General features: G+C 52.5%; 14 protein-coding genes. 10 read left to right on the plus strand and 4 right to left on the minus strand.

Features of this window, described 5'->3' with window-relative positions:
* From QZ279_RS04900 to QZ279_RS04930, 7 genes are all read left to right on the plus strand, one after another.
* Positions 1–683 (plus strand): TRAP transporter large permease subunit (locus QZ279_RS04900; RefSeq protein ID WP_293448721.1); only part of this gene is annotated, 683 nt, incomplete at its 5' end.
* A gap of 255 nt (positions 684–938) precedes the next feature.
* Entirely contained in the window at positions 939–1,661 is a 723-nt protein-coding gene (locus tag QZ279_RS04905; RefSeq protein ID WP_293448723.1) for a 2Fe-2S iron-sulfur cluster-binding protein, read from the plus strand.
* The gene (locus tag QZ279_RS04910; protein WP_293448725.1) at positions 1,661–2,008 is read left to right on the plus strand and encodes a succinate dehydrogenase; all 348 of its coding nucleotides are present in this window, start codon (positions 1,661–1,663) and stop codon (positions 2,006–2,008) included. Before QZ279_RS04905 ends, QZ279_RS04910 begins: the two co-directional genes overlap by 1 nt.
* A complete protein-coding gene (sdhC, locus tag QZ279_RS04915; RefSeq protein WP_293448727.1) occupies positions 2,005–2,346 on the plus strand; it encodes a succinate dehydrogenase, cytochrome b556 subunit in 342 nt (113 codons plus the stop codon). The genes QZ279_RS04910 and sdhC overlap by 4 nt, the downstream gene beginning before the upstream one ends.
* Positions 2,347–4,107, plus strand: coding sequence for an FAD-binding protein (locus tag QZ279_RS04920; RefSeq protein ID WP_293448730.1), 1,761 nt, complete (start codon positions 2,347–2,349; stop codon positions 4,105–4,107). It begins immediately after the preceding gene.
* Complete coding sequence (locus QZ279_RS04925) at positions 4,104–5,060, plus strand: fumarate hydratase (RefSeq protein ID WP_293448732.1); 957 nt, start codon at positions 4,104–4,106, stop codon at positions 5,058–5,060. The genes QZ279_RS04920 and QZ279_RS04925 overlap by 4 nt, the downstream gene beginning before the upstream one ends.
* Positions 5,057–5,725: a fumarate hydratase C-terminal domain-containing protein gene (locus QZ279_RS04930; RefSeq protein WP_293448735.1), complete on the plus strand. Its 669-nt coding sequence runs from the start codon at positions 5,057–5,059 to the stop codon at positions 5,723–5,725. Before QZ279_RS04925 ends, QZ279_RS04930 begins: the two co-directional genes overlap by 4 nt.
* Positions 5,726–5,828: 103 nt before the next feature.
* Here the strand turns inward: QZ279_RS04930 and QZ279_RS04935 are convergent, their stop codons facing one another.
* The 4 genes from QZ279_RS04935 to QZ279_RS04950 form a co-directional block, all read right to left on the minus strand.
* Positions 5,829–6,518 (minus strand): LysR family transcriptional regulator, encoded by a 690-nt coding sequence (locus QZ279_RS04935; RefSeq protein ID WP_366513858.1) that lies wholly within the window; start codon positions 6,516–6,518, stop codon positions 5,829–5,831.
* Between the two features lie 40 nt (positions 6,519–6,558).
* Complete coding sequence (locus QZ279_RS04940; RefSeq protein ID WP_293448737.1) at positions 6,559–8,070, minus strand: tripartite tricarboxylate transporter permease; 1,512 nt, start codon at positions 8,068–8,070, stop codon at positions 6,559–6,561.
* A gap of 11 nt (positions 8,071–8,081) precedes the next feature.
* Positions 8,082–8,567 carry a tripartite tricarboxylate transporter TctB family protein gene (locus tag QZ279_RS04945; RefSeq protein ID WP_293448740.1) on the minus strand — a complete coding sequence of 162 codons (486 nt, stop codon included), beginning with the start codon at positions 8,565–8,567 and terminating at the stop codon, positions 8,082–8,084.
* A gap of 69 nt (positions 8,568–8,636) precedes the next feature.
* Positions 8,637–9,623, minus strand: coding sequence for a tripartite tricarboxylate transporter substrate-binding protein (locus QZ279_RS04950; protein WP_293448742.1), 987 nt, complete (start codon positions 9,621–9,623; stop codon positions 8,637–8,639).
* 105 nt (positions 9,624–9,728) lie between these two features.
* On the opposite strand from QZ279_RS04950, the gene QZ279_RS04955 reads away from it, so the two are divergent.
* From QZ279_RS04955 to QZ279_RS04965, 3 genes are read left to right on the plus strand one after another with little or no spacing between them, the layout of a single operon-like run.
* A complete protein-coding gene (locus QZ279_RS04955) occupies positions 9,729–10,394 on the plus strand; it encodes a response regulator transcription factor (RefSeq protein ID WP_293448745.1) in 666 nt (221 codons plus the stop codon).
* On the plus strand, positions 10,387–11,754 hold the full coding sequence (locus QZ279_RS04960; RefSeq protein ID WP_293448748.1) for a sensor histidine kinase: 1,368 nt from the start codon (positions 10,387–10,389) through the stop codon (positions 11,752–11,754). The genes QZ279_RS04955 and QZ279_RS04960 overlap by 8 nt, the downstream gene beginning before the upstream one ends.
* Complete coding sequence (locus tag QZ279_RS04965; protein ID WP_293448749.1) at positions 11,733–12,743, plus strand: ABC transporter substrate-binding protein; 1,011 nt, start codon at positions 11,733–11,735, stop codon at positions 12,741–12,743. The genes QZ279_RS04960 and QZ279_RS04965 overlap by 22 nt, the downstream gene beginning before the upstream one ends.
* Positions 12,744–12,825 lie beyond the last annotated feature (82 nt).

Here is a 12,825-nt window from a genome sequence, read left to right on the forward strand (position 1 = left end):
AGACTGGCGTAGGTTTCCGCCTTGGCTATGTTGTCGTTCAGACCGCAACAGACATCGGCACGTTCCTTAGTGAACTTCCGCTGCTGAGCTATTTTACAGTGACGCAATGGGCGCTGTTCGTGTCTCTCGTGCTGATCGCGATTTCGTGCATTATCATGGGCGCGGGCATCCCGACGACAGCAACCTACATCATCCTCGTCGCAGTCGCCGCACCTGCCTTGGCACAGCTTCAGGTGGAGCCCACCGTCGCGCACTTCTTCGTCTTCTATTACGGCGTGCTAGCGGACATCACACCGCCAGTGGCGCTTGCGGCCTATGCCGCTGCTGGTATAGCGGGATCAAATCCGTTCGAGACAGGAAACACGGCATTCCGTCTAGGGATAGCCAAGGCTCTCGTTCCGTTTGTATTCGTCTATTCACCCGCATTGCTTTTGGTGGCCAACGGTTTCACATGGTTGGCGTTTACGATCACGCTTCTTGGCGCAATGCTTGGCATCGCCAGCCTTGGTGTCGCTTTCTCGGGCTACTTGTCCGCGCATCTTAAAACGTGGGAACGTTGGTGGGTCGCAATCGTGTCATTCCTGTTTATTGCGCCCAGATTGGTGACGATGGGCATTGGCTTAGCTCTGATGGCACCAATTGTTCTGATCCAATTGCAACGTGCGAAACAGACCTCGTCCTAACAAACGTCTCAACGAGTGGGGGTATTCTGAACAACAACACGTTGAAGCGTGCCCCTCATAGCTGCTGCCGGCAACGTGGGCGGGGTCGCTGTGCCAAGTTGTGGCGTGGAGATTGGGAACAGATCAAGACGATTTTGCTGCACGCTATTATGTAAGACTTGCTTACTGAAACATAAAGAAATTATCGCGTTTATAAAGTCAGGCTTTTGATTATATGGTTGAGTATATTAGGTCCTCATTGGAAATATCATCAAGATGACGCTCGGTGTTTTGAAGGTCACCTTAGAACGGTCTGCGGGTTTGGAACAGGCAGCGACTGTTTTCGAGGTCCCTGCATATGAAAATCAAACTGTTTTAGATGTTGTTTCATGGGTGCAGCAAAATGCGGACCCGACGCTGAGTTATCGGTTTGCTTGTCGTGTCGGGATGTGTGGCAGCTGTGCGATGATGGTTAACGGTGTGCCGCGCTGGACCTGTCGTACACATATTTCAAAGGTGCTTGACGGTGACGCGGTTACGATTGGCCCTCTGCGCAATCTGCCAGTTATCAAAGATCTTGTCGTGGATATGGACCCATTCTTTGACAAATGGGTCGCGGCGGAAGGTGTGCATCACGGCGCGCTGACACGCGATGATCCTATTGAAGCGATTGACGAGCAAAGCGATGCACGGGTGGAGGCAAACGCAGGCATTGAGTGTATCAATTGTTCAGTTTGTTACGCGGCCTGCGACACGGTCACGAGTAACGCAGATTATCTGGGTCCCGCCGCACTTCAGCGCGCTTGGACGCTTTTGAACGATACCAAAGACGATGGGCGCGCTGCGATTTTAGACGCTGTGTCTGACAAAGGCGGATGTCACAACTGTCATTCGATGGGGTCGTGCACGGTGTATTGTCCGAACGACCTTGATCCTATGTCGGCTATCGCGGGCCTGAAACGTGAAACGGCGAAGTCGTTTTTCAAAATGGGCCGCTGATGTTGAACCTAAGGCTTTATATGTTGCAACGCATCACGGCGCTTTTGATGGCACCCCTTGTGTTGGGCCATCTCGCAGTGATGATCTACGCGATCCAAGGGGGCTTGAGCACGGGTGAAATTCTGGGACGGACCCAAGGGTCGATCCTATGGTTTTTGTTCTATGGGACGTTCGTCTTTGCGGTTTCAATTCACGGTGCAATTGGTTTGCGCACGGTCCTCCATGAATGGGTTGGTCTTAAAGGCACCGCATTAGAGGCGGTGATGTGGATTATCGGATTGGGCCTGTTCACCCTTGGTGCGCGCGCCGTTTGGGCCGTGACTTTTGCACAAGGGCTAGGCGCATGAAAACACCTGCACGCGCACATCCGCTTTGGGTGGCCTTCATCGTACATAGAGTATCTGGTGTCGGCTTGGCCCTGTTCTTGCCGTTGCACTTCTGGGTGCTGGCAATGGCCATGACGGATCCAGATCGTTTGGACGGCTTTTTGCATTTGACCGAAAATAGTGTGGTGAAACTAGCAGAGGTCGGATTGGTCTTTGGTCTAGTGGTCCATATGTTTGGTGGCTTGCGATTAATGGCACTGGAATGGCTTCCGTGGACGCCGTCCCAAAAGACGCTTGCTGCGATGGCGGTGGCGATATCTTTCCTGATTGCAGGTCTTTTCTTTATGAAAGCGATATAAATGCGCAGCTCTGACATTGAACGCCACGACACGGATATCCTGATCATCGGCACAGGTGGGGCGGGTTTGTTTGCGGCGCTGCATGCACAACAAACTGCACCAGAGGGCACCAAGATTACGATTGCCGTCAAAGGACTGATCGGGAAATGTGGCTGCACGCGCATGGTGCAGGGTGGCTACAACGTCGCCATGGGCGGCGGCGATACGGTTGAGCGTCATTTCATGGACACGATCAACGGTGGTAAATGGCTGCCCAATCAAGACATGGCATGGCGCTTGTGCGAGCAGGCCGTTGTACGTGTGCGTGAATTAGAGAACGAAGTTGGCTGTTTTTTTGATCGCAACGCTGACGGGTCTTTGCATCAAAAAGCTTTTGCTGGCCAAACAGCGGATCGTACCGTTCACAAAGGTGATCTAACAGGCATCGAAATCATCAATCGTCTGATGGAAAAGGTCTTGGCAAGCGGTGTTGAAAAGCTGCAAGAGCACCGCGCGGTTGGGCTGATCCCGACGAAAGATGGCAGTGCTTTAGCAGGCGTTTTGATGATCGACATGCGCACGGGAAAGTTCCGTTTGGTGCGCGCCAAAACCGTGCTGATGGCGACAGGCGGTGGCCCGTCTATGTACAAATATCACACGCCAAGTGGTGACAAAACCATGGACGGTTTGGCAATGGCTTTGCGTGTCGGGCTAAAGTTGCGTGATATGGAAATGGTGCAATTCCATCCGACTGGTTTGCTGGCTGGCGATCACACGCGCATGACGGGTACTGTTTTAGAAGAGGGCCTTCGCGGGGCGGGGGGCGAGTTGATCAACCACAACGGCCAGCGCTTTATGTTCGATTACGATGCCAAGGGCGAACGCGCAACGCGCGATGTGGTCAGCCGTGGCATCTACGCTGAGATGCGCAAGAACAATAACCCTGACCAAGAAGGTGTGTTCATCTCTATGTCGCACCTTGGTCCTGACAACGTGCGTAAGAAATTCAAAGGCATGGTCAATCGCTGTGCAGACAGCGGTTTTGATCTGGCTGCTGGCAAAGTCGAAGTTGTCCCCACAGCACATTATTTCATGGGGGGCGTTATTGTGGACGTTGATACGCGCACTGCGATGGAGGGTCTGTATGTTGCTGGCGAAGATGCTGGCGGCGCGCATGGTTCGAACCGTTTGGGTGGCAATGGCGTTGCGAATTCGACCGTTTACGGCGGCATTGCGGGTGACACGATGGGCATGGATATTCGCAAAATGCCAACGCTGCGTGACCCTGATGAAAGCGTGCTCGAGGCTGAGTTAGCGCGTGCGATCTATCCTTTGGGTCGCAAGCCTGATTTGATCTTACCGCCGCGTAAAGACTTACAGAATGTAATGTGGGACGAAGTCGGTGTGATGCGGACAGAGGCTGGAATGCAGCGCGGCCTTCAGGGCATCGCTGATGTCTCTGATCGTTTGATGGACGTTGGTGTTGCGGATGACAATCTTGCCTTCAATCTAACATGGCATGATTGGTTGAACCTGCGTTCGCTGTGTGATGTGTCTGAAGTCATAACAAAGGCCGGTATCACGCGCGAAAACTCACGCGGTGCGCATTTCCGCGAAGACTTCCCGGATGCGGGCGCGATGGAAGACAGCGATTTCACGGTTGCTGAGCAGGTTGGTGACAGGGTCCAAGTCACGCGTGAACCCGTTCAATTCACGATTGTGCGTCCGGGCGAAACTGTTTTGCCCGCAGATGCACCTGAAACATTGGTGGCAGCACAATGATCCCTATTAATCTTATCCAAGCCACCGCCGAAACCCTGATGGACAAAGCGGCTATCGAAATCCCGCAGGATTATCTGATGGGCTTAGAAGAAGCTGCAAAGACCGAAGACGGTGATCTATCGTCCTTTGTTCTAAAGGCCATGTTAAAAAACTATGAGGCCGCCAAAGAAGATCGACGCGCAATGTGTGGCGATACAGGCGTGCCGCGTTGGTTTGTGAAGATGGGCAACGACGCGTCGGTCGAGGGCGGGATGATTGCACTGGAGGCGGCGTTGCGGCGTGCAACTGCGAATGCGACGAATGGTGTACCCCTTCGACCCAATCGCGTGCATCCGCTTTGGCGCACAGATCACAATAATAACGTCGGCATTGGCGCGCCTGAAATCGAGTATGGGTTTGAACCCTCAGGCGATTGGATTGATTTGATCACCGTGCACAAAGGCGGTTTGTTTGGATCTGACTATCGCATGTTGTTCCCCTCTGACGGGGTGCAGGGGATCAAGCGGTTCTACCTTGATAGCCTGATGGCATTCGGCAAACGAGGCCTAGCGTGCCAGCCTGCGATCATCGGGATCGGTCTGGGTGGCTCTAAGGATATTTGTATGACGCTGGGCAAACGCGCCTCGACGTTACGCATTGTTGGTAGTCGGAATGCGGACCCCAAGATTGCTGAAATGGAGGACGAGTTCAAAGAGCTTGGTAATTCCATTGGCATGGGGGCTATGGGATTTGTCGGCAAGAACATGGTGATCGATTGCAACATCGAAGTGGGCTATTGCCACACGGGTGGCATGCCAATGTCGGTGCATGCGTTTTGTTTGTCTTCGCGCCGTGCAGTTGCACGCATCTATCCTGATGGGCGGGTCGAACATCGCACTGACCCGGATTGGTTCACGCCTTATCAATGCCGCGAAACCGTCGATTGGGACCCTATGCAGGAGGCTGTAGAATGAGTGGCTTGCGCGAAGTCGTCCTCTCAACAACCCCAACTGCAGAAGCGATCGCTGACCTGCGGCTTGGTGATATCGTTTACCTAGATGGGCTGATGTATACGGCACGAGAGGGCGTTTACATGCGCGCGCTTGAAGGCCAAGCGAACATTCCAATGGAACTGCCCTCGCAATCGGCTGCAAATTTTCATTGCTCGCCAGCGGCGCGCATTAATCCAGATGGAACGTTCGATATGGGGGCTGTCACCGCGACCGCGTCCTTCCGTTTTGCCAAGTGGCTTCCTGAATGGATGGCAAAGACTGGCGCTAAGTTGATCGTTGGAAAAGGTGGCATGACCTCCAAGGATTACAAAGAGTATTTCGTACCAAACGGCGCAGTCTATTTGTCGACCGTTGGCTATGGCACAGGCGCACTTTTGGGGCGCGGCGTCGAAAAGGTCGAAGCAGTTCACTGGAACGAAGAACTGGGACTGGCGCAAGCCATGTGGGTTTTAAAATGCCGCCGCATGGGGCCCTTTATAGTGGCATCGGATTTCAACGGCGATTGTCTGTTTGAGCGCGAAAATGCCAAGATCGCGGGCAATATTGAACGCCTCTACGAGGGCACAAAACCCGCCACACTAAAACGCTACGGCGAAAGTGATGACCGCTCTGATGAGGTGATCTAGAACGTAGTGCAGACGCATTTCAACAGATGGTTTAGGTGGATCTGACGCGAGATTGGTCGGCAACGCTCCGCCTTGGTCGTAAAACAGGGAACGCGACCTTTCACTAATTATTAAGATCCTGATCTTCGTTTGCCTTCGCAGAGATAATCACATCTGTGAGCGCTGTGAAAATTTCTTCAACAACACGGGTCTTAAATTGGTCTTTGTGATAGGCCAACCCCAAAAAACGGGTTGGCGCATCCTTGCCAAGCGACAGTCTTTTGAGCGGCATTCGGTTCAATGGCTTCACTGCAAGGTCTGGAACAATCGACACGCCCAAGTTCGCATTTACCATACTGGCGATCGCTTCAGGGCTATCTAATTCCATTGTTTCACAAACACGTAGTTTTTTTGACCGCAGCCAATTGTCTATCAAGGTCCCAAGGACAGCATTGCGATCAAAGCGGATAAAGGGCCGCGTGTTCAAAAGCGCAATTGGGTCGTTTTTTGTTTCCTCAAAGGCTGCAATCAATTGCATCGGTTCTTGAGCGATTTCACGGAAAAGGATGTCAGCAACCAACCTTCGGGCTTTGCGTACAACCTCATGTGCAAGAGGGGTCAGTTCGGGGTTGCGGGTCGTGCGATTGAACAGCACAACACCCAAGTTTGCTTCAAGGGTTTGCATTTGTTGGCTAACCGCAGCGTGGGTCACATGCACCACATCGGCCGCGGCGCTAAACGTCCTGACATCTGCGATCGCAATCAAGGTTCGCAATAGTCGAATGGTTATTCGGGACGCTCTCTCGGACTCTATTGTTGCTGTTGCGTACCTCTACCTTTTTCTAGATTGCCTATCAATCTCCGTCAGAAACGCCCGCAGCCCGCAGTTTTGCACGGCGCGCACGGTAACTGGGTAGAACAATCAAGAGTGCTGCGATGATCAGCAAACCCAGTGTCATGGGGCGTTCCCAGATGAATGAGATACCGTCATATAGCTGCATCGAGCGTGAGAAATTATTTTCCATCATGCCGCCCAAGATGAAACCAATTAAAAGTGGCGCAAGGGGGTAGTCTGCGAATTTTAAAGCTGTTGCACAGACACCGAAGCCGACGAGGATCAAAAGCTCTGTCGCGTTGTTCTGACCTATATAAGCGCCCATTAGCGTGAAGAATAAAATGAATGGGATCAGAAAGGTGCGCGGGATTGAAAGCACTTTTGCGATGTAGGGGATTAGTGGTAAATTCAGGATCAAAAGCACCAAGTTCCCGATGAACATCGACATGATGACGGCCCAAAAGATCTGTGGCTCGTCCACCATCAAACGCGGTCCAGGTGAGACGTTCAGCGCGATAAGCGCACCGAGTAAAATCGCGGTGGTGCCTGATCCTGGAATGCCCAAAGTGAGCAAGGGAACGAAAGATCCTGTGCAGGCCGCGTTGTTGGCCGTTTCGGGCGCGGCGAGGCCTTTGATGGATCCTTTGCCAAATTCTGCTTGTTCTTCCTTGGTCGCTAAATTGCGCTCAACTGCGTAGCCCAAGAAACTGGCGATTGTTGCACCTGCACCGGGAAGAACGCCGATAAAGAAGCCTTGAATAGATTGGCGTCCAATGACAGGAATAATCGCACGCGCTTCGGATTTTGTGATGCGCAGATCCTTGATTTCGCCCTCTGCACTGCCTGCTTTTTTGGGTTTGAGCACGAGGAATAGCGCCTCAGGAAGTGCGAACATCGCCATGGCCAACGTGATGAAGCCGAAACCGGATTGAAGGTCCATGATACCGCCCGTGAAACGGGGCAAGTTGAACAATGCGCCTTCGCCAACGGTTGCCATAATCAGGCCGAGCACCGTCATGATCATTGCTTTGGCGACTTGTCCTGTGCCTGCGAAGGCCGCAATAGCAGAGAGGCCGACCACCATCAGCGCGAAATACTCGGCAGAATGGAAGAGAAGGGCGACGGAAGATAGCATGGGTGCAAAGATCATCAGAAGGATCGCGCCTATGGTGCCGCCCGCGAAACTACACACAGCGGCGATGGTCAGGGCTTTGCCTGCTTTGCCTTGCTGCGCCATCGGGTAGCCGTCAAAACTGGACGCGACCGTGCCTGCAACGCCGGGTGCGTTGAGCAAGATTGAGGACGTGGAGCCGCCAAAGATTGCGCCGTAATAAACGCCCGCAAGGAGGATCAACGCAGCGGACGGATCGCCCATCGAGATGGCGATAGGGATCATGATCGCGATGATCGACATCGGGCCAAGACCGGGCAACATTCCGATGAATGTCCCGATTAAACAACCCGCGATTACCATCGCGAGGTTCTGAAACGACATAGCCGTTTGCAGACCGATCAGAAGACCTTCTAACATATCAATCGCCCTTAATTACTGGTCAAAAAGCCGAGAAGCGGGCGCATGTAGATGCCAAGCACCTCTTGCACCAGATACCAGACGATCATGGTTGCGATGATGGCAACAGCGGCCATAAGGATCCATTTGCGTTCGCCAAGGATCAGCGATCCGAGGAACAAAAATGAAGTGGTCGAGAAGATAAAACCAGCAGGGCGCAGCAACAAGGCATAGGCGACCATAAGTACAAGCAAGAGGATGGCTTGGCCAAGTTTATATTCGTGCAGGCGGCGGTAGTCGATTTCGGCCTCTTTGGGTTCAGACTTTTCGATGCCTGAAAGGATGATCAACAAAGCGATGATCGCGAGTACGGACAAGGCTTTGGGAAACGTGCTGGGCCAGATTGGGTTACGTTTCATGAAGGGTGCAAGGCCTGCGTCCATCGTGAACCAAGCAGTGTAGCCATACATCAAACAGATGCCGAGCAATATCAGTGCAATCCAACGATCAAGTGCCATCGTTTTGTCCCCTCCCAAAGATCATAAAACGGGCAGAGCAACGGATTGCTCTGCCCAAAGGTATCCTGCTTAGAGGAAGCCTAACTTTTTCATCAGATCACCGATGACTGTCTCTTGGTTCTCAAGGAACGCTTTGAAGTCATCGCCAGGGTTGTGGATGTTAACCCAACCGTTGCGCGCGCGCACGGCTTCCCACTCTGGTGTTTCGTACATCTTGGCGATTGCGTCCTGATAGGCCGCTGTCTTTTCAACAGACAGACCCGGTGCGCCGAAGAAACCACGCCAGTTAACGAAAGTTGTGTCGATGCCTTGCTCGGTCATCGTCATCGCGTCTGGTGCTGCATCAACGCGTGCATCAGATGTAACGCCAACGATTTTCACTTCGCCTGCTTTGGCCAATTCAATCGCCTCGGACAGACCTGTAGATAGCGCTGCGATTTCGCCAGACAGCAGGGCTGCCATGGCTTTGCCGCCTGCGTCGTATGGGATGTACTTCACTTCCAACGCGTCTTTACCGGCTGCCTCCATGACCATGGCCGCAACAAGGTGATCCATGCCACCCGGAACAGAACCGCCACCGATTGCAGTGCCTGATGGGTCTGCGTCATAGGCTGCGATCAGGTCGGCCATGTTGTTGGCGGGGCTGTCTTTACCCACAACGATTGCGGCGTAGTCACCGATTGTGCCGGCGACCAATGTTAGGTCACGAAAGCTTTGAGGGAAGACGCCTGTCAACGAACGGATCACGATGGGCGTCGAATTGACCATCAATGTGCCTTGGTTGCTGTCTGCGTTTTCGATCAGAAAGCCAATGGCTTTTCCGCCGCCGCCGCCGGACATGTTTTCGTAGGATGCAGACCCAACAAGGCCAGCTGCCGTCAGCGCTTCGCCTGTGCCACGTGCCGTGCCATCCCAACCGCCACCAGCGCCGCCGGGGATCAGAAAGTGGATTGAATCCAAAACTTGGTGGCCACCTGCAAATGCTGGTGCGCCAAGGCCCAGTGTTGCGACGACACTTGCGATCAGGGCGCGACGGCCCATTTTCATCGTTTTCATTTTACTCTCCCATTTGGTAGCCGTTCTGAACACGGCTGTGCGCGAAGACAAACATGCTAACCTGACACAAACCTGTCACCCGCCAAAGAAAGGCAGATGAATGCAATGAAATTTCTGCTGGTGGAAGACAATCTAGAGCTGGCTCATGCGATCTGTTCGCGCATGGGGCTGGACGGCCATACGATTGATCATGCTGCAAGAATTAGCGATGCGGTGGATTTCGCGGCCTCTGAGGATTACGATCTGATCTTGCTTGATATCATGTTGCCTGACGGGGATGGGCGTAGCTTTTTAAAGCAGCATCGCGCAGCCAAAAACGACACCCCCGTCATCGTTCTAACGGCGCGCTCTCAGGTGTCGGATAGAATCAGCATTCTTGATCTTGGTGCGGATGATTACGTCACAAAGCCGTTCGACCACGCAGAACTACAAGCACGCTGTCGTGCTGTTTTGCGTCGAAAATTGGGATCAACCCAAACGATGATCCACCTAGGGGACGTTGAATTTGACCCTGTTGGGGGACATCTGACCGTAAAGGGCGACGTGATCAATTTGCGCAACCGCGAATTACGTCTGCTTGAATTATTGATGAATGCAAAGGGCCAAGTGTTCTCAAAGCAAAAGCTGGTGGACCGCTTGTTTTCTTATGATGACGATGTGTCCGATAACGCGATCGAGGTCTACATAGGCCGCTTGCGCAAACATCTTGAGGGGTCGTCCGTACAGATCGTTACGCTGCGCGGATTGGGTTACAGGCTTGATCATGGCTAAGGATGTTGTCGTCTTCGGATCGCTGCGAAACCGTTTGGCGCTGATCCTCACGGGTGGTGCGGCCCTGTTGGCCATAGTGTTGTTCTTCGTCGTGCGCGGGTATGCTGCCCAGATTGCTCAAGATGGACAAGACAGTATTCTAAGTGCGTCTGTCTCATCTATTTTGGACGCTGCAGTTTTGCGTGAAGGTGCGGTTGAATTAGACTTTCCATATGCTGCGCTTTCGATGCTTTCTACGTCTGCAGATGATCGGGTATTCTACGCGATTTTCGAGGATGGAAAACTCATATCGGGGTATGATGGATTAGGCGTGTCCCAATCCCTTGTTGGCGACGAACGGGTATTTGAAACGCGTCAATACGACATGACCCCAATCCGGGTCGTAAGCGCGGGCCGTGTGCTTGTTGGGCAAGATGTACCAAGGCAAGTGATCGTTGCCGTTGCGCAAACACAAGATGCTTTGGCGGAAACATTAAATGGAATTTCGCGCAACGTTGCAGTATTCGGGGCCGGTTTCTTTGCGCTCGCAACAGCGCTATCGTTCTGGGCGACCTCCAGCACCATTGGACAACTTAGCCGCCTTACAAATTCGGTCACAAGGCGCGGCCCACAAGATTTGAGCGCGTTTCTTAAACCCGTCCCGTCTGAAATGGTGCCGTTGGTTGGGTCCTTGAACAACCTTATGATGCGCTTGGAACAATCGCTGAAACAGTCAGAAGACTTCATTGCCGAGGCCGCGCATAGGGTTCGAACACCTTTGGCGACAGTGCGATCTTATGCAGAAGCAACGTTGCAACGTGTTGACAAGCAAGAAAACCGTGACGCTTTGCGATCCATGATGCGTGCAATCGACGAAAGCTCGCGTGCTGCGGGGCAGCTTTTGGACCATGCTATGGTAACGTTTCGCGCGGAAAACCTTGAGCGCGAGGAAGTTGATCTAGTGGATTTGTTAAGCGATCTGGTTCAGCGCATGACACCTGTTGCCGAGATGCGTGATGTTGGGCTGAACTTTGAAAGTAATGCGCCGGCCAACCTGATGGGTGATCCTGTGCTTTTGCAAAACGCGTTTCGAAATTTGATTGATAACGCGCTGAAATATGCGCCAAGCGAAACGAAAATCACCGTACGCGTCCAGACGTCACCTCGCCTGAGTGTGGATGTTCGCGATGAGGGTCGCGGATTTGCAGAGAATGAAATCGATACGCTTGTCGGTCGGTTCACAAGAGGCAGCAACACAACTGGCCATATTGGTTCTGGCCTTGGTCTTACAATCGCGCAAGACGTGGTTCTTGCGCATAATGGATCATTGATCTTGTCCAACAGACCCGAGGGCGGCGCATGCGTTACTTTACAGTTTTAAGCTTTCTTCTTTTCCCAGTCCTAATTTTTGCGCAAGACTGGGAAGATCGTCAGATTTTTGGCGAAACCAATGCGTCGAATAGACTGACGATTTTATCAAGCACAGACACGTCCTTTTTTGCGCCAAATATCGACAGTTACATCGAAACCCGCCCAGATGTTTCGGTTGAATATTTTGTGACAGGAACGGCGAACTTGGATGATGTTTTTCGCCAAGCGCCAGATCAGTTTGATGTGGTGATATCCAGTGCAATGGACCTTCAGATCAAGCTTGCCAATGACGGGCTCGCGTTGCGCTTGGATCGTTTAGAACATCCTGAATGGGCACAGTGGCGCAGCAGCTTGTTTGCATTTACGACAGAACCTGCTGCTATCGTGATAAATGCAGCAGCATTTGATGGGCTGTCAGTTCCAAAAACGCGGCAGGAATTGATCGAGGTTTTGCGCGCGAATTCTCAATTTTTCACAGGCAAAGTGGGCACCTATGATATTCGCCAATCTGGTCTTGGATATCTGTTCGCCACCCAAGATGCGCGGGCTTCGGAAACGTTTTGGCGTTTGATGGAGGTCATCGGAAGTTTAGGAACACAACTTTATTGTTGTTCGGGTGACATGATCGACGATCTTACTGAGGGGCGCATTTTTGTCGCCTACAATGTCTTGGGTAGCTACGCGCTTGCTCGGGCCGAAGCGGATAGTATCATTTCGGTTATTTTACCAACAGATTTTACAACGACAATGATGCGATCTGCTCTTGTGTCTACGGCGACAACTGAACCTGTGATGGCAGAGGCTTTTGTACGCCATTTGATCCGTCTGCAATCGGATGGGGCGCGTCAAGATTTCCCTTTGCCTGGCCTAAATGCCTTCAAAAATACGTCTGGCCGGGCGTCCATCAGTCTTGAGCCTGCGCTTATGACCTATCTTGATAAGTTGAAGCGCCGAACATTTATCCGCGAATGGGAAAGTGCGACGATACAAGCAAAGTAAAGCTGACACGCGAAAGACTTTTTCTTTCTGCACTGTGACGGGCAAACCAGCCCTTTGCAGTCCAGTTCGTGATGTGTCGGTT

This window comes from Planktotalea sp., assembly GCF_018607965.1.
In the GTDB taxonomy this organism is placed as follows: domain Bacteria; phylum Pseudomonadota; class Alphaproteobacteria; order Rhodobacterales; family Rhodobacteraceae; genus Planktotalea.